Source organism: Olivibacter jilunii (genome assembly GCF_900607235.1).
Classification (GTDB): Bacteria; Bacteroidota; Bacteroidia; order Sphingobacteriales; family Sphingobacteriaceae; genus Olivibacter; species Olivibacter oleidegradans.
Genome location: NZ_LR027849.1, coordinates 747,330 through 764,689 on the forward strand (window position 1 = coordinate 747,330; position 17,360 = coordinate 764,689).

Consider the following 17,360-nt stretch of genomic DNA (forward strand, 5'->3'; position numbering starts at 1 on the left):
ATGTTAAAAGATTAGGTGTCGCGAAGGCATGCCTTGTAGAAATACCTATTAGCTAGAAATATGCTTGCGGTACAACTTGTCCTTAAGCTGTTGGAGGGCATTCAGTTTATTGATTTTTACATCTTTTAAGATAAGCTCCTTTTTATAGGCCGGAATGTGGTGGCCGTGCTTATCCGACCATAAACCAATTTCAATGATCAAAGGAACCAAATCGATCGCTTTTTCGGTTAAGCTATATACTATTTTCTGTTTATGATCGGGTGCCTTTTTCTTTTTTATGAACCCGTTTTTTTCGAGCATGAGCAATCTGTTTGCTAAAATGTTGGTTGATATCTTTTCCTCAGAAAGTAAAAATTCCTGATAGTATCGCTTATCAAAGAATACTATGTCCCGGATAATCAATAAAGACCACTTGTCACCAAATAGCTCAAGAGCGTAGTTTAAAGGGCAATCAGATCTCATATTTACAAGGAAATTTATACACTTGCAAATATAAGGCGGTTTGCTTTATATTTGCAAGTGCTTGTTAAATGCAAGTAGTTGTTGTGAGGCCGTTGCTTCACCTAAATTTAAAATCATGAATCGAATCGTTATAACCGGGCTTGGAGCCTTAACGCCAATTGGCGAAAATGTTGAGACTTTTTGGCAGAACTTGATAAAAGGTGTTTCGGGTGCCACGAGAATCACAAAATTTAACGCCAATAAATTTCGAACACAAATTGCTTGCGAGCTTAAAGATTATGATCCTTCCCGATGGCTTGATAGGGGTGAGATCAAGCGTACAGACCCCTTTACACAATATGCACTTATAGCCGCTGATCAGGCGATTAGTGATGCACAATTAAACTTCGCGGACATGGATCCCTACGATATAGGTGTCATATGGGGGTCTGGGCAAGGGGGGATGCTTACTTTTGAGGAGCAGGTAAAGGAATATGTGTCTGAAAACTTTACACCGCGGTTTAGTCCGTTTTTTGTTCCGAAGCTAATCGCTAACATGGCTTCGGGATTGATTTCTATAAGACATGGGCTGAAAGGGATCAATTATACGACGGTGTCGGCATGCGCAACATCCAATACGGCTATTATGGATGCTTTTAATTATATAAGATGGGGGAAGGCAAAAGTGATGATTACCGGAGGTTCAGAAGCGCCTATTACGGAAGCGTCAATAGGTGGGTTTTGTGCAATGAAGGCAATGACTACGCTAAATGGAGAACCCACGTTAGCTTGCCGGCCTTTTGACCAAGGTCGCGATGGATTCTTGATGGGTGAAGGAGCGGGGGCTTTGGTATTAGAAGAATATGAGCACGCGCGTGCACGAGGAGCTAAAATTTATGCCGAGATAGTTGGTGCAGCGATGACGGCAGACGCTTATCACATGACCGCCACCCATCCTGAAGGCGAAGGAGCTTATATGGCAATGAAGCTAGCCCTAAAGGATGCCAATATTGAAGCTCAAGAAGTAGATTATCTGAATGCGCACGCGACTTCTACCCCTGTTGGCGATATGAGTGAACTAAAGGCAATCCATAAACTATTCGAGAGCAGTTTTGATCGTTTGCATGTGAGCGCAACAAAGTCCATGACCGGTCATTTATTAGGTGCTGCGGGTGCCATTGAAGCCATTGCCTGTGTTCTATCAATTCGTGATTCGATTATACCTCCCACAATTAATTTAACCAATCCGGACGAAGCAATACCTGAAGGTCTTCAACTTGTAAAATTAAATGCACTAAAACATGATGTTAAAGTAGCAATGAGTAACACTTTTGGTTTCGGGGGCCATAACGGCATCGCTGTTTTTAAGAAATTAAGTTAGCGATTAAAAAATGTAGTGTATTAATAGTATGTGCAATGTGTTAACTTTGCATTACTAATATAATAGATATGCTAAATTTGGAATGGTTTCGCACTTTTAAGGCTATTTATGAAACCGGAACACTTACCGGTGCTGCGCAGATGTTATTTATATCACAACCAGGGGTGAGCTTACATTTAAATTCGCTGGAGACTTATACCGGTTATAAGCTGTTTGATCGCTCTGCAAAGCGGATGGTCCCCACCGAACGAGGCAAGGTATTATATAACTTCATTCTTGAACCCTTAACGAAATTAGAAACTTCTGAACAGCTTTTTCACCGAAGTTCTAAAATCGATCGCGCAACCGTGAGTATTGGTATGTGCTTTGAAACTTTTCAATTTACGCTGGAAAGACATATATCATCCCTGCCATTTAATGTAATTATTAAATTTGGGGAGTATCCGCAGATGATTCACGATTTAGATAAAGGTTTATTAGATCTGATTATTACGCCTCAGAAAGGTCTGGAAAAAAACCTGGAATTTAGCCCATTTTCTAAAGAACGGATCGTCTTGGTAGCCGGTGCGGAAACAGATGCGAAAATTGTGGAAGAGCTCATTGTAAAGGGCGATTTGATGGCTGCAGAGAAATGGCTTAAGGAACAAGTATGGTATAGTACCGCCGCTGATATGGAGAACCTAAAAAGATTCTGGTATCTGAACTTCAGGCACCATCCGGATTTTAAACCGAACTATATCGTCCCTAATATATGCTCTATTGTCCGATGCTTAAGCGAGGGGGTTGGTTTTTCAATCATTCCGGATTTTTTGTGCAAGAACGAAATAGAGTCCAAAAAGCTTCATCTTATATGGACCGGTGACCCGGTTATGGAAAACACGCTGTATTTCGGTACCAGGAAAAAAACTATGTATGAAAGGGAAATCAACTTAGTAAAAAAGATCTTTGTAGAAGAGGGTATATGATTAAGAATTAGGGGACACCCTAAAGAAAATAACAAACAGAAAATGCTAAAATCATTTGTCTTTCTCCCGCTCATTTTTTTCTCCTTTTTTGTTCAAGCTCAAAAGATTGCTTTTGAGTTAGATGATAAACATAATCGTACTGCTACTTACGAAGAAGTACTGGCATTTTATCGCCATTTGGATAGTAGTTATGTGCAGGCTAAACTCTTTTCTTTTGGTACAACTGATGTTGGTAAGGCACTTCAGCTGATGGTTTTGTCCAAGGATGGTGATTTCGATCCCCTTAGCCTAAGAAAGAAAAATAAAAGCATCATATTGTTCAACAACGGAATCCATCCCGGAGAACCCGAGGGTATTGACGCATCCATGATGCTAATTCGGGATTTGTTAATAAAAGATGCTGTTCCGGACAATGTTGTGCTTTGCTTCATCCCTGTATACAATATTGATGGTATGTTAAATCGCGGGGTATCGAGAGTTAATCAAAACGGCCCGGAACAATATGGGTTTAGGGGGAACAGACAGAATTTAGATCTCAATCGTGATTTTATTAAGACAGACAGTCGTAATTCTCAGACTTTCCAGGAAATATTTAATCGCTGGGACCCCGATGTTTTTATCGATAACCACGCAAGTAACGGTGCTGATTATCAGTATGTGATGACGCTTATCGATACGCAACCGGACAAATTGAACACTATTTTAGCTGATTATATGTTGAAAAATTATACGCAGGAGCTATATAATCGAATGGAAGGAGAGGGGTACCGACTGGTGCCTTATGTAGATTCGCGCGGAGAGACGCCGGAATCCGGTATCGTGTCTTTTTTGGAAAATCCCAGATATTCCACTGGATATGCTGCATTGCATAATACCATAGCTTATATGCCCGAAACTCATATGTGGAAACCTTTTGCGCAGCGAGTAAATGCAACTTATGCGCTGATGAAACATTTAATAGACATTACCCATGAGCAAGGAAGCCAATTGCTGGCAGTTAGAAAAAAAGCGAAGCAATCTGTAAAGGATCAGCAGATTTTTCCGCTGGCATGGGAACTGGATACGCTTAATTATAGGCAAATTGACTTTTATGGGTATGAGGCTATGCACAAGCCAAGTGAGGTAAGTGGACAGGATCGATTATATTACGATAGAAACAAACCTTTTACCCGAAAGATAAAACTTTATAATCGATACAAGCCAAAATTAACTGTGAAAAAGCCATCGGCTTATATCATTCCCCAAGCTTATGAAAAAGTTGTTAAACTTTTAGCGTTAAATGGAGTGAAGCTGGAAACGCTCGAGCGAGACACAACCCTATTGCTTGACATGTACTATATTAAGCGATTCAAAAGTCTAGAAAAACCATTCGAAGGTCATTATTTGCATAGGGAGGTAGAGCTTGTAACGAAAAAAATGGAGGTTCCGTTTTATGCAGGAGACGTGATAGTAAAAACGGATCAAGAGAAAAACAGGTATATTATAGAGACACTTGAGCCTCAAGCGGTGGACTCATATTTCTGTTGGAATTTTTTTGACGCAATTTTAGGACAGAAAGAATACTTTGCCTCTTACATTTTTGAAGAAGAAGCTGAGAGGTTATTAAAAGAAAACCGAGCATTGGCACATGCCTTTGAAAAAGCTAAACAGGCTGATTCATCGCTTATGAAAAATGGCCAAGCACAGCTCGATTGGATTTATAAACATTCTTCTTATTACGAGAAGACACACTTGCTTTATCCTATTGGACGTTTGACGGACTAAACACGTTTAGCGATCAGCATTTGCGTTTCGACGTGTTTTAAATACGAAAACTAAGTCTAAGGAGTAACATGCGGCCTCTTAAATCGTATTGACTGTATCCAAACTGATTGGAAGAAAGCGTGTATAGTTCGTAAGACCTAATGTCTGTAAGGTTACTTGCATCCAACTCTATATCAGTCTTCCATTTGTCTATTTTATAACGGAAGTTGAGGTCTGTAAAAAGATACTTTACATTTTCCGCATTTTTTTGCGTGGTTAAAAGTTGTCGGCCACTCAGCTTAAAAAAAGCATTTTCAAATGGTCGGAATGTCAGGTCAAGAGATTGATCAAAAAATTGAATTTGTCTGTCGGGAAAATCAATTCCTGCGGTTGCACCGATCATTTTACTGGTGGTCCAATTTCCCCTTCCGGCGTATTTTAAAAATAGGAAATTCAATAAGCGAGTTTCAAAATAAGGGCTAAAACTGAAGGTTAGGTTATTAAAAGGAAGTAATTGGTTGTTTAAAAACTGATTATAACGGGTGTTATTCCAAGAGGCATTAGCACCAATATTGACGTCGATATCGAATAAATATTTGCTAATGCCAGCCGCGATGCTTAAATCATGGCTTTTATTGCTAAAAGGTAAAAGAACGGTTTGAAAGAGATTATTGCTTACTATATGAGAAAGAATTGTATTGGAACGAACCTTACTGTAATTAATAGATGCATTCATAAAAAACATTTGAAGGTTACGCTGATAATTGTAGCGTAGACCGATATTGTGGAGATTTCTTTCCTGGAGGCTTGCATTGTTAGATTGAAGGCTTCGGTAATTCGTAAGAATAGCCCCGCGATAGAGATCGCTTATATTACCTATTTGGTTGTTGTAACTGTAGTTAACAGCAAGATAATCTTCACTATTTAGGTTATAGCTTAAGTTCCATGCAGGGTTGAAAAGCCATTTGCTGAAATTTTCTCTAAATTTAAATCCGACATCTTCATAATTTATACTTTGTATCGAAAGTGGAAACGAAAGGAGGCTTTCCCAAGGACCTTTTTCGTATTCAAAAGATGGATTTATGTTTATTCTATGTCGCTTCCAATATAAATCATTATCTAAACTATTTCCATAAGGAGTCCAGTCTCCGTTTGCCTGTCTTAATTCTAAATTAGAAGTCAGGTGTTGCCATTCACTTACGAGGCCAACTAGATAATGCTGTTTAATACGACCTTTTGGGATCCGATAGCTCAATGACAAATTACTAAACCAAGTTGGTAAATTAGTAATCTGATTGACGGCTTGAAAGGGAATGCTATCATTAAGTGCTCCGTCATTGATGCCTGGGTTTATTGTTAGCGTCTGTGGCTTATTAAAGTAATTAAGATACCAATTAAAGCTCAGGATATGTTGGTTCTTTAAGGAATGGAGGTAGGATATTTTATTTGAAAAGTCATACTGCCCTGTTTTTAGTTGCTGACTAAAATCAAATGAGTTGCTTTGAAGATCAGACACGCTTTTTTCGTTGCTAAAGTTGACCTGAAGCATGTTGTTGAAATAATACTTTTTATTGTTGTTTTTAAGACTCACTGAGAAATCTGCCATTAAAGGTTTGTTTTCTATGTTTTGTACCTCGCTATAACGAATCGTATCGTTGTTTACATACATATTTGTCAAGCTGTTGTAGTTCATATCGTTGCGGTTATATAACAGATTTATCGTCGATTTTAACTGAAAACTGTTTTTCAAATTCGTTAGATTATTTGCACTAACTAAGGCTGAGTGATTGAAATTGTAACGTTCCTTCGGAAGATTTGGTTCCGATACGGTACCTGAAGAAAGTATTTCGGATGGTCGTTGATTATTCATAGACTGTAATTGGTTTTCGGCGTTAAAGGCAGTTAGCTCCCTTGATAAATCGACGCCAATATCGTTCGCTTTAGCAACATTAAGCATTTTGTGTTTATCATTGAACAATAGGCTATTTAGTTCAGCTTCGTATAAATTCGGAATTCCGCCACCCATTTTTATCTGTCCTGTCAGCTTAAGCTTGGCGTCTTCTTTTATTTTTAAGTTAATTGCCACATCATCACTATAGCTTTTATCTCGTAGCACTTCAATGGGTTGATGGTTTTGTAATACTTCAACATTTTTTACCATGTCTTGTGGAATCGCTCTTGTTCCGATATTATAACGGTCGTTTAATAAGTCATCTCCATCGATATAAAAGTTTGATATATTCTTACCATTATATTTTATTTGTCCGCTTTCTTCAACCTCTATTCCAGGCATACGTTTTAACACATCGCCTATGGTACGATCCTCTGATTTAGCAAAAGATTCAACGTCATAACTTAAGGTGTCGTTCTTTGAACGTATGGGAGGGCTCTTAACTTCCACTTCCGCTAAATCAATCGGTTGTTCTTCGAGCATGATCAGGTACTCCATTTTACCATTTATTACGGATGTCCTGAACTTTTTATATCCTAAGTGGTTTACTTCTAACCAATGTGCAGTAGTAGTAGTATCGTTTAATGTGAAGCTGAAATAGCCTTCAATGTTACTGGTGGTATAGGCAATAATTGTTTGCTGCGCACTTTTTAATGTGATGTTGGCGTATGGAATACCTTTACCGTCAATTGTTTTTAATTGACCACTAATTTTCAATTCTTGGCAATGAACTACCAATATAGAGAAGAAAGAAAGAAACGGTACGATGAATCTCATTTACTTATGGATGAGGCTTGTTATTTATTAAGCTCTAATGGATTATTTATCGGGTTTTTTTCGTTCGCCCGAGACTCCATCATTTCTTTGAACTCGTTCTCAGATAATTGGCGCCCGGATTGATCCTTAAGGACAATTCTCGTATTAGCATTCCCCGGTGCGATGGCTTTTTGATTGAACATTAAATTCTTCTCAAAAGCGGCTTTCGCTTTCATAAAATCCTTTAGTGTTGTTTGCGGAGCATTATCGGGAAGTGCTATAGAAACTTTGCTGTCTAGCTCTTTCTTAAATCCCCCATAATTAAACTGAACATCGTTTTTAGCATCGGATGCTTGCAGGATTAGTCCCGGTAGGCCATGAAGTTTCCATGGACCATAAGGAAATGGTATTTCGGGGGTAAACCAAACGGTATAGAGTCTACCGCCAAATTCTCCAAAGGCCTGCTGGCAATTATATCCACCAATAATTTTTGTTTGATTGGTTATCTTCCAATTGATAATCGGATAGTCTTCAGGGATTTGGTACGCCGTGGGACCAATTTTATCTACCCTAATTAGTTTCTGCTTTTGAGGATTTAGAAAAAGCTCATCGTTGGATACATTGGGCGAATTAAAGGAGAAAAGTTTTCTTTTATTTCCATTGTCGTTTTCTTCCCCCACCTCCTTTCTAATTTCTTCTAGCTTTAAAGCGAGTGTTTTACTTTTATAGGCGCTCATGAATTTACCTAAATAGAGGATCATACTTTCTTTTTTGGGGTTTTCTCTCTTGTTTGTATCTGTCACATGAATAAAGTCATAGACAACACTGGCGAGTGCTTGATCTTTTTCTTGAGCAAATGCAGAAAATGCGAGACCGATAGTGCCAAAAAACGCGAGGCTTCTTTTCAGAAAAAAAAATGTTTTCATTTCGCTTATATTTTAATAGTTAATGGATGCTTTTATCAATGGATCAACACGTTTTGTTAGATTAAAGCATTATTGTATCATCGAAAGTATATAGGTTAGTCGATTTATTGATTTTTATTACTGTTAAACACTGTTAAACATAAGGGTGAATGTTAATTACTGTTAATTTCTGCTAAGTTCTGTTAACGGTTTAAGGCTTGCATTCAATTAAATGTAGATTTGTAGTATGTTATTGCAACGAATTCGTTTTACAGTAATCATTGTGTCATTTGCCTTGGCCGGTGTTTTTCTGTTACAAGGCTACTGGCTATACAATTCTTATCAACTGAGTGCTGAACAATTTGATAAGGATATATTAAAGCTATTGCAAACGCTTCAGCAAAAACATATCCAGCGTGATATGAAGACGTTGGGTATTCCATTGGATAGCTTGCGGAGCGGTAAGCGTCTTATTATAGGTAAGGGCGAGAAAATGAATGCCTTTTTTCAAACATTTAGCGATGTGACGGGGCGACAACCGGAGCTTCCGTTACTTGAACCCGATGATTCAACAAAAGGGCCTTTTAAATTGTCGGTGATCACGCAGATAAACGCAGGCAAAACGGATATAAAAGGCCGCTCAAAAGTTCAACAAACGAAAATTGTTAACATAACCGATGTTTTCCATGACAAATCTGAGCTACAAAAGCTATCCGGCCCTTTAGCTTTAGAAATTGATTCTTTACTACACACGCATAATATATATACGTCTTATGCATTAAAATTGTCCAATATAAGTGGTAGAGGTCAACCTTATTATACGGATAGTATACGCTTTGAGCAGTTCTCACGTAAAATAACGCGTTTAAAATTCGGCATATTACAGCCTTACTTTGTCGATTTTTCTTTAGACAATAATCTGCTCTTTATCGTAAAAAAAATGCAATGGATATTACTTATTTCAATCGCTATTATAGGAGCAACGGCCTGGGCATTTTTGTATATGTTGCGTACTATTTTTCAGCAAAAAAAAATGTCGGATATAAAAAATGACTTTTTTAATAATATGACCCATGAATTCAAAACGCCCATAGCAACTATATCCTTGGCTGTCGAAGCGCTTAAAAATAGGGAAGTAAATAGTAATTCGCAACGATTGTCAGAATACCTAACTATCTGTCAACTTGAACTCAATCGTATATCGAGTATGGTTGATAAGGTGTTAAGAATGGCTGCTTTTGAAAAGAACGAAGTTAGTCTATACTTTCAAACAACCAATGTTCTTTTACTAATTAATAAGGTTATCTCAACTATGCAGCCGCAATTATCAAGAAAAAATGCAGTAATACACGTTAACGAAGGGCAAGAATTACTGCCGATGTTGGAGCTGGATCAAGACCATATAGCGAATGTCTTTTATAATCTAATAGAAAATAGCCTAAAATATTCAAGACGTTTACCTGTGATTAAGATTGACCTGCGTTATGAGCAAGCGTTTGTGAAGATTTCGATAGAAGATAATGGTATTGGAATTCCTACCGCTTATCAGGATCGTGTGTTTGACAATTTTTTCCGGGTTCCAACAGGCGACCTTCATGATGTAAAAGGCTTCGGTATGGGACTGAGTTACGTTGCAAGTATTGTCAGGATGCATCACGGAGAGATCAGCGTAAGCAGTAGATTAGGAGAGGGAAGTGTATTTACTATTTGTTTACCTTTTAAATGATATTGTGTTGTTTTTATTTATATTAACTTGATTACATAAAATTTTACTTTATATGGAAGCTGTGAAAATATTGATAGCAGAAGACGAGCCTTTTCTTGGTAAGATCGTTAAGGAGAGCTTAGAACTTAGCGGGTTTAACGTGATTTTAGTCCAAGATGGAGTAAAGGCCTATGCCACGTTCAGAGCTTGGCAACCGACTGTTTGCATATTTGATATTATGATGCCCGTGAAAGATGGTTTTAGTCTTATAGAAGACGTTAGAAGGATAGATCAGCAGGTTCCGATTATATTTCTCACAGCAAAATCTCTAACCAACGATGTGGTAAAGGGTTTCGAACTGGGTTGCAATGATTACTTAAAGAAACCATTTAGTATGGAAGAGTTAATTGTTCGAATAAATGCGCTTTTATCCCGTCCATCAATAAAAAACAAAAATGAGATAAAAGAGATCTTTGAGATAGGCGATTTTTTGTTCAACAGCAAAAATCAGGAACTGAACAAGCCAAACGGAACGATCAAACTCTCGTTCAGAGAGTCGGTACTTCTGAAGTTACTTGCCGAAAATAAAAACGAGGTGCTCAATCGTAAATTGGCGCTTGAAGTTGTATGGGGAGAAGATAATTTCTTTAACGCCAGAAGTATGGACGTCTTTATTACAAAGCTTAGAAAACACCTGAGAGAGGACAGCCGTATTGAGATTGTTAATATACGGGGTATTGGTTACAAATTAATCATCAATGAATAAGTCGAGTTCATTATCTCATTCTTAATCTTTTTACTTCGGTGTATATGTGGGACCTGTCTCTCAAGTAACTGGCGATATATCGCGTAAATGGCTCCGCAGGGCTTAAAAGTGAAAAACGACCTTTAGTACTTGATGGAGGGATCTAGATCATATTTCATAGCCTCGTAACCTAGAACTCGCCGCATAAGGCCTAACTGCCCGAACAAATATTCTTCTCTGTCAAGACACATTCCGATTGCATTTAAATAGTTTTCTTCGATAAAGGGTGTTTCCATTCCAATAGCATAGGGCTGAAGAAGCTCATCGTCAATTATGTTGCAAAGTCTGTCAAAAAGCTTTGGTGAAATCTTATGCCACTCACCTATAAGTGCCGTCAGGTTAGGATAATTTAGGTTTTCATCTAAAGCTTTGGCATCTGAAAATAAATCTGCATGCGGGTCTTTGTATGGAAGTCCCAATGCTTCTCCGAGCCAATAGCGGCAGTTTACTAAATTGCCAGCCATCCACAATATGTGATTGGTGCGACCGTTTACCCTATGTTTAGCATCTGTTTCATTTATGTTGGCCAGCACGTTATTAAATAGTTGACTACGCATTCTGTAGGCAGGGATGACAATTTTTAAGAAATTACTTTTGATCTTAGTTTCCATAATATGATAAATTAATTTTCGAAAGGAGTTGATGATGTTCATTTGAAATTGCAGGCTGCTTTTCATAAACATTTAATGTTACCCCATTACTGAAAGACTCGCTTTTCGCTTGTTCCCATGTTATTCGTCCGTGTACGTGTTGAAACATGGTTTGCCCACTACCCAGTATAATCGGATTGATGAAAAGGTGCAATTCATCCACTAAATCCAAATTCAACAGTTGCGAAGCAATACTTCCACTTCCCAAGATGAGGATGTCTCCATGAGTCTCTTGTTTTAGGCGGTGTATATCCTCTTGCTTAAGTTCACTTTTAACAATGCTGTTTTTCCAACTGATCGCTTTTAAGCTGCTTGTAAAAACGATTTTATGTATGTTGTTCATCAATTTGGTTATTTGTTTATTCTCATGAGCAGCTGCGTTTGTTGGCCAGTAATTTGCCATTATATCATAAGTAGTTCTGCCAAATAACATTAATTTTACCCCTTGTAGTATAGTAAGTTGGTGATGCTCGATTTCATCATTCCAATAAAACCAGTCGGTTTCGCCATTGTGACCGGAAAAAAAACCGTCTAGGGATAGCCAATTACATACGATAATTTTTTTCATTAGAATAAACTTTCTTAATAACAAGAACGCTTGCTGCCTACCGCTGGCAGGTGTTCTTTCTAAAGCTACGGCTCGTGCCGGATTCACTGGAATAATTTGTTTTCAATGGCCAAATATTGTCATTGTTAAGTACAAACTTAATTCAAAAAATCAACAGGTAATATGTGTAGAAGCGACAATAATGGGGTGTGATGCGACGCTTATAAGAATAGCTCTATATCAAATAAAATGAAAAGGCCAGACTATATGCCTGGCTTTTCTATTTGGGTTGATTAGTTGCTATGTGCTTTATTCTAAAACTATTATGCTGGCGATAAAGATAGTTAAAAATAAAGAAGGTACTAGAAAAAGTGAAAAAAGATTTAGTCTTATTGTTTGCATACAAATAGCTTGTCTTGTTGCATGTTAATTGCTACTTTTGTTTAATAGTATAGACTAGTACAGATTTGTAAATTAACCGATAATAAATGCAAAGAACAATCGTATTTATGAAACACTGCTGTTTCGTCTTAATTGCCATGTGCTGTTATCTTATTGCAGGAGCGCAGCAAAAAGAGCTTACCAACCAAGTAAAAGAGCAACTTATTTTAGAGGGTAGCGAACAAGCCATTGTTTTACAAGTGGAAATCAATGGCGATCTCAATATGGTTTATTTGGGCCCTAAATTGCTACATTCTTCTGACTACCGCCGACTGGCTTCTCAATATAAACAAGCTGACGATTATACCGGGATGTACCGCGCGGCCTATACAGGGTCGGGAAGTCGTAACTTGCTGGAACCTGCGATCAGTGTGCGACACGCAGACGGTAATCAATCGCTGGATTTAAAATATCTGAACCATGAATTTATCACTGTAAACCATAACATCGGTGAGTTACGGGTGCTTCTAAAAGATGCTCTATATCCTTTTGAAGTTGATTTACATTATCGGATCTATCAAAAAGAAAATGTTATCGAGCAATGGGCTACCATTCGTCATCATGAGAAGGGAGCTGTGGAGTTGGTTAAGTATTCGTCCGCCAATTTAAACTTAAAAGCGGACAATTTTTGGTTAAAGCATTATCACGGCGATTGGATCAAGGAAATGCAGCCCGAGGAAGAGAAGTTAACGCACGGAATAAAAACGATTGACAGCAAATTGGGAACGCGAGCAAACCTTTTTCAGCATTCTTCCTTTTTGCTGTCTTTTAATGGTCCTGCCAAAGAAGATGAGGGGTCTGTGCTTATAGGCGGTTTAGCATGGAGCGGTAATTTCAAAATTGATTTCGAGAAGGATCCGCAAGACAACCTACGTATACTAGCCGGAATAAACAATTACGCCTCTACTTATATACTGCAAAAAAATGAAGAATTCATAACGCCTAAGTTTGTCTATACGATTTCTGATCAAGGCATAGGGAATGCGAGTAGAAATCTTCATAATTGGGCACGGAGGTATCAATTGCTTGATGGCGGAGGCAGTAGATTAACCTTATTGAACAATTGGGAAGCCACTTATTTCGATTTTAATGAAGACAAACTTTCTTCTCTGCTAAAAGATACAAAAAAGTTAGGGGTTGATTTGTTTCTTTTAGATGATGGCTGGTTCGGAAATAAATATCCAAGAAACAGCGATACAGCGGCTTTAGGCGATTGGGAAGAGAATAGGGAGAAATTACCCAATGGCCTTGTTTCTTTAGTAAAGGAGGCTGCGTCCAATGGGGTTAAATTTGGTATTTGGGTGGAACCTGAGATGGTAAGTCCTAAAAGCGAGTTATATGAAAAACATCCGGATTGGGTGGTAAAGCAAGAGGGACGTCCTGAATATTATTTTAGAAATCAGTTGGTGTTGGATTTGTCAAACCCTAAAGTACAGGATTTTGTTTTCAAGACGTTGGATGATTTGTTTGTAAAAAATCCGGGCCTCGCCTATGTGAAATGGGATTGCAATGCTGTTATTTACAACGCCTATTCCCCTTATCTCAAAAGCCAGGGAAATTTCTATGTAGACTATGTGAAAGGGTTATATGCGGTTCTGGAACGGATCAGGGCCAAGTATCCAAGAATACCGATGATGCTTTGCTCGGGGGGAGGAGGACGGGTTGATTACGGGGCCCTTCGCTATTTCACTGAATATTGGCCGAGTGATAATACAGACCCTTTGGAACGTATTTTCATGCAGTATGAATATTCTTTTTTTTATCCGGCTTTGGCCAGTGCTAATCATGTAACTGACTGGGGAGACCAGCCCATTAAATTTAAGGTTGACGTTGCTATGATGGGTAAATTAGGATTTGATATTGTGGTCAGTAAACTACCAAAAGAAGATTTGGCATTTTGTCAGCAAGCGCTGAAAACCTACGATGAATTAAAACCGATTATTTGGCAAGGCGATCAATTTCGATTGGCAAACCCTCGAGAAAAGGATTATGCTTCTATTCTATATGTCAATGAAAATAGGGATTCAGGGGTAATATTTAATTACTTGGTAAATTATCGTCAAAATACAGGTACGCCGGCCCCCATAAAGTTCAAAGGATTAGATCCGGTTAAAAGCTACCGGTTGGAAGAGATAAATCTTTATAACGGAGAATCATCTCTGATTAATCCCGGGGAAACTTATACGGGCGACTTTTTGATGAAGGTAGGTTTTAACCCCTATTTGTCTAGTAAGCGAAAGAGCGTCGTGTTGAAGCTTACCGCGGTGTCATAGTTAAAAAGTTTGCTTTGCTCCCCAAGCAGCTGGAAAATAGCTGCTTGGAGGGGGCACTTACACTAAAGACGCTTCTAATGTTATGTCAGTATTCAATAACTTAGAGATAGGACAGATTTCTTTTGCTTTTTGCGCAATTTCCTTAAATTCTTGCTCGGAAATGTTATCTACCTCTCCGGTTAAGATTAATTTGATATGTGTAATTGAGCCGTCCTCAAACGTTATCTGGGCTTCGGTATCTAGATTTCCCGGTGTATAATCTTTTTCGCTCAACAGGAAACTTAGTTGCATGGTAAAGCAGCCCGCGTGCCCTGCTGCGACCAACTCCTCGGGGTTAGTGCCGACGCCTTGTTCAAAGCGGGTTTTGAATGAGAGTTGGGCGTTATCCAATGTCTTACTTTGTGTACTGATTGTACCCTTTCCTTCCATGCCTGTGCCTTTCCAATTGGCATTTGCTTTTCTTGTGAATTTCATAATCTTATTTATTAACTTTTACGAAGCTAGTGAAAATACAGGTTAAAGTAACTATATCCGGAAGCTTTTTTAATGCATTGTGATCGTAGGTGGCGCGGTAGTAATCAAGTTGGGGAAGATTATTTGAAGGTAAATAGAATTGATTCTCGAATAATTCTGTATACTATTTTATTTAGTATATTTGCTAATAAATTTAGTTTGTTTTGAGCAGGATTATAGAGAAGTTAGAAATTTTGGCTGATGCAGCCAAATATGATGTAAGTTGTTCCTCGAGTGGAAGCAATCGACAAAATAAGAACAAAGGCATTGGGAATACGGGCGCCGGTATCTGCCATACCTATACGGAAGACGGTCGTTGTGTTTCTTTATTGAAAATCTTATTGACGAACTTTTGTATTTATGACTGCGCCTATTGTGTTACGCGAAAAAGCAATGATATTAAACGGGTGGCTTTTACAGTTCAGGAAGTCGTAGATCTTACCATCAACTTTTATCGACGCAACTACATTGAAGGCTTGTTTCTCAGTAGCGGTATTTTTAAAAATGCAGATTATACCATGGAGCGGTTGATACTTGTTGCAAAAAAACTGAGAATGGATCACAATTTTAATGGCTATATTCATTTGAAGACGATTCCGGGAGCTAGTAATGACCTGATGTACGAAGCGGGGCTATACGCTGATAGGTTAAGCGTGAATATTGAAATTCCGATTGAATCAGGTTTAAAGTTGTTAGCACCGGAAAAGAATAGGCAAGATATGATCCGACCGATGGATTACCTCAAGCAGAAAATCATGGAGGTAAAAGAAGAAAAAGAAAAATTCAAATATACTCCTTCGTTTACACCGGCAGGTCAAAGTACCCAAATGATAATTGGCGCAAGTGGCGAAACGGATGCTCAAATTATAAAGGTTGCACAAAATCTCTATGACAAATTTAACCTTAAACGCGTATATTATTCCGGATATGTTCCGATAAGTGATGATATGCGTTTACCGGGGATTGGTTCGGCAATACCTTTCCTTCGGGAAAATAGGCTTTATCAAACCGATTGGCTCATGAGGTTTTACGGCTTTAAATCATCCGAGCTGGTGAATGAGCAACATCCTGTATTAGATTTAGACATTGACCCGAAACTTAGTTGGGCATTGAGAAATCCCGGATTTTTTCCTGTTGATATCAATAATGCGGATCTCCATCTTATACTAAGAGTACCGGGTATCGGGCTGACTTCGGCCCATAAAATAGTCAATGCGCGAAAGCATGGTCATCTTGATATAGAACAATTGAAAAAAATAGGTGTTTCGCTCAATAGAGCTAAGTATTTCATTATATGTAGAGGATATAAGCAAATTTTCTGTGATAAGCCTGAGCAGCTTATTAAATCATATATTTTGAATGCTTCGAAAAGTAAATATTCAAGAAGCAACTTTTATCAAACAAGCCTCTTCTAGAAATGTGTGTAATAATTTATGATGGAACATGGGAAGGCTGGTTAACTTTGGTTTTTGAGATGTTCGAATTCAAGGTCTCGGTAACCGCCATTTACCGGAATGAACAACCGTTACAACAAGATATTTTCGTGCCGTGGAAAAGAGTGACAACCGATAAATCAAAAGCCCAGCGCGTTTGGAAAGGTTTACAATTGCGGATACCAAAATATGCTCAGGAAAACTTGTTCTGCGCGTTTCTGTCTGAGCTTCCCCAAATAGAGGCGACCTTGTGCTCGGCTGTCTGTTTTTATTTTTCGACCGTTGAAGAGGGGCACTTAGCATTTGGACGGAATGACGTGCTAACAATACATCAGACTGCAAAGATGGTGAACAGAGAACGACATCGCATGAAAGCCTTTACGCGTTTTAAAAAGCAAAAAAATGGTTTATACTTTGCCGTGATTGAACCGGACTTTAATGTGCTTCCGCTTATTAACGAGCATTTTATGCGCCGTTATGCGGATCAACGTTGGTTAATATATGATACAAAACGCGACTACGGCATCTATTACGATTTAAACCTTGTTTCGGAAGTAAAATTAACAAATGAGACAGTCCTGTTGGATGATATGGTACAGCTTGAAGAAGACGAGATTCTGTATGCCGATTTGTGGCAACAGTATTTTAAATCCACCAATATAAAGGAAAGAAAAAACGTGAGATTGCATGTTCAACATGTGCCCAAGAGGTACTGGAAATACTTGACTGAAAAAAGCATTTAAAAGCAGTAAGTCACTGGAACTGAACTTCCACCATTCGGTGTTTAATAAGTCCTTGGTCGAAATGACAAATAAATTACAATTAATTTATCAATATAGTGTATTAAGTAC

The 17,360-nt window shown here is 38.3% G+C and carries 14 protein-coding genes; 8 read left to right on the plus strand and 6 right to left on the minus strand.

The features are described 5' to 3' along the window. Positions 1-48 precede the first annotated feature (48 nt). On the minus strand, positions 49-462 hold the full coding sequence (locus tag E0E36_RS09235) for a winged helix-turn-helix transcriptional regulator (RefSeq protein ID WP_130855724.1): 414 nt from the start codon (positions 460-462) through the stop codon (positions 49-51). Between the two features lie 115 nt (positions 463-577). Between E0E36_RS09235 and fabF the strand changes: the two genes are divergently transcribed. The 3 genes from fabF (at position 578) to E0E36_RS09250 (ending at position 4,551) form a co-directional block, all read left to right on the plus strand. Beyond that, entirely contained in the window at positions 578-1,822 is a 1,245-nt protein-coding gene (fabF, locus tag E0E36_RS09240) for a beta-ketoacyl-ACP synthase II (RefSeq protein ID WP_013667324.1), read from the plus strand. Positions 1,823-1,890: 68 nt separating this feature from the next. Next, a complete protein-coding gene (locus E0E36_RS09245) occupies positions 1,891-2,787 on the plus strand; it encodes a LysR family transcriptional regulator (RefSeq protein ID WP_130855725.1) in 897 nt (298 codons plus the stop codon). A 42-nt stretch (positions 2,788-2,829) separates the two neighbouring features. After that, positions 2,830-4,551 carry a M14 family metallopeptidase gene (locus E0E36_RS09250; protein WP_130855726.1) on the plus strand — a complete coding sequence of 574 codons (1,722 nt, stop codon included), beginning with the start codon at positions 2,830-2,832 and terminating at the stop codon, positions 4,549-4,551. Between the two features lie 37 nt (positions 4,552-4,588). Here E0E36_RS09250 and E0E36_RS09255 read toward each other — a convergent pair whose 3' ends face one another. Next, entirely contained in the window at positions 4,589-7,258 is a 2,670-nt protein-coding gene (locus E0E36_RS09255) for a hypothetical protein (RefSeq protein ID WP_130855727.1), read from the minus strand. A gap of 20 nt (positions 7,259-7,278) precedes the next feature. Then, entirely contained in the window at positions 7,279-8,163 is an 885-nt protein-coding gene (locus tag E0E36_RS09260; protein ID WP_130855728.1) for a GLPGLI family protein, read from the minus strand. A gap of 226 nt (positions 8,164-8,389) precedes the next feature. Between E0E36_RS09260 and E0E36_RS09265 the strand changes: the two genes are divergently transcribed. Beyond that, on the plus strand, positions 8,390-9,868 hold the full coding sequence (locus E0E36_RS09265) for a sensor histidine kinase (RefSeq protein WP_130855729.1): 1,479 nt from the start codon (positions 8,390-8,392) through the stop codon (positions 9,866-9,868). Between the two features lie 52 nt (positions 9,869-9,920). Continuing rightward, the gene (locus E0E36_RS09270; RefSeq protein WP_013667318.1) at positions 9,921-10,613 is read left to right on the plus strand and encodes a response regulator transcription factor; all 693 of its coding nucleotides are present in this window, start codon (positions 9,921-9,923) and stop codon (positions 10,611-10,613) included. Between the two features lie 122 nt (positions 10,614-10,735). Here the strand turns inward: E0E36_RS09270 and E0E36_RS09275 are convergent, their stop codons facing one another. Together E0E36_RS09275 and E0E36_RS09280 are read right to left on the minus strand one after the other, a co-directional pair. After that, complete coding sequence (locus E0E36_RS09275) at positions 10,736-11,263, minus strand: hypothetical protein (protein ID WP_013667317.1); 528 nt, start codon at positions 11,261-11,263, stop codon at positions 10,736-10,738. Next, positions 11,253-11,870: a dihydrofolate reductase family protein gene (locus E0E36_RS09280; protein ID WP_130855730.1), complete on the minus strand. Its 618-nt coding sequence runs from the start codon at positions 11,868-11,870 to the stop codon at positions 11,253-11,255. The genes E0E36_RS09275 and E0E36_RS09280 overlap by 11 nt, the downstream gene beginning before the upstream one ends. A gap of 467 nt (positions 11,871-12,337) precedes the next feature. Here E0E36_RS09280 and E0E36_RS09285 point away from each other — a divergent pair, with 467 nt between their 5' ends. Further along, on the plus strand, positions 12,338-14,563 hold the full coding sequence (locus tag E0E36_RS09285; RefSeq protein WP_207303742.1) for an alpha-galactosidase: 2,226 nt from the start codon (positions 12,338-12,340) through the stop codon (positions 14,561-14,563). A 57-nt stretch (positions 14,564-14,620) separates the two neighbouring features. Here E0E36_RS09285 and E0E36_RS09290 read toward each other — a convergent pair whose 3' ends face one another. After that, a complete protein-coding gene (locus E0E36_RS09290; RefSeq protein WP_013667314.1) occupies positions 14,621-15,037 on the minus strand; it encodes an OsmC family protein in 417 nt (138 codons plus the stop codon). Positions 15,038-15,240: 203 nt separating this feature from the next. Here E0E36_RS09290 and E0E36_RS09295 point away from each other — a divergent pair, with 203 nt between their 5' ends. Next, positions 15,241-16,491, plus strand: a complete 1,251-nt coding sequence (locus tag E0E36_RS09295) for a putative DNA modification/repair radical SAM protein (RefSeq protein ID WP_130855731.1) — start codon at positions 15,241-15,243, stop codon at positions 16,489-16,491. A 2-nt stretch (positions 16,492-16,493) separates the two neighbouring features. Continuing rightward, positions 16,494-17,252 (plus strand): TIGR03915 family putative DNA repair protein, encoded by a 759-nt coding sequence (locus tag E0E36_RS09300; RefSeq protein ID WP_130855732.1) that lies wholly within the window; start codon positions 16,494-16,496, stop codon positions 17,250-17,252. Positions 17,253-17,360: the final 108 nt, after the last annotated feature.

Excerpts from the sequence above, each read along its gene's own strand:
- E0E36_RS09250 (WP_130855726.1), top strand. The coding sequence starts at position 2,830 with ATGCTAAAATCATTTGTCTTTCTCCCGCTCATTTTTTTCTCCTTTTTT.
- E0E36_RS09255 (WP_130855727.1), bottom strand. The coding sequence starts at position 7,258 with ATGAGATTCATCGTACCGTTTCTTTCTTTCTTCTCTATATTGGTAGTT.
- E0E36_RS09265 (WP_130855729.1), top strand. The coding sequence starts at position 8,390 with ATGTTATTGCAACGAATTCGTTTTACAGTAATCATTGTGTCATTTGCC.
- E0E36_RS09245 (WP_130855725.1), top strand. The coding sequence starts at position 1,891 with ATGCTAAATTTGGAATGGTTTCGCACTTTTAAGGCTATTTATGAAACC.
- fabF (WP_013667324.1), top strand. The coding sequence starts at position 578 with ATGAATCGAATCGTTATAACCGGGCTTGGAGCCTTAACGCCAATTGGC.
- E0E36_RS09235 (WP_130855724.1), bottom strand. The coding sequence starts at position 462 with ATGAGATCTGATTGCCCTTTAAACTACGCTCTTGAGCTATTTGGTGAC.
- E0E36_RS09270 (WP_013667318.1), top strand. The coding sequence starts at position 9,921 with ATGGAAGCTGTGAAAATATTGATAGCAGAAGACGAGCCTTTTCTTGGT.
- E0E36_RS09280 (WP_130855730.1), bottom strand. The coding sequence starts at position 11,870 with ATGAAAAAAATTATCGTATGTAATTGGCTATCCCTAGACGGTTTTTTT.
- E0E36_RS09260 (WP_130855728.1), bottom strand. The coding sequence starts at position 8,163 with ATGAAAACATTTTTTTTTCTGAAAAGAAGCCTCGCGTTTTTTGGCACT.
- E0E36_RS09285 (WP_207303742.1), top strand. The coding sequence starts at position 12,338 with ATGCAAAGAACAATCGTATTTATGAAACACTGCTGTTTCGTCTTAATT.
- E0E36_RS09300 (WP_130855732.1), top strand. The coding sequence starts at position 16,494 with ATGTGTGTAATAATTTATGATGGAACATGGGAAGGCTGGTTAACTTTG.
- E0E36_RS09290 (WP_013667314.1), bottom strand. The coding sequence starts at position 15,037 with ATGAAATTCACAAGAAAAGCAAATGCCAATTGGAAAGGCACAGGCATG.
- E0E36_RS09275 (WP_013667317.1), bottom strand. The coding sequence starts at position 11,263 with ATGGAAACTAAGATCAAAAGTAATTTCTTAAAAATTGTCATCCCTGCC.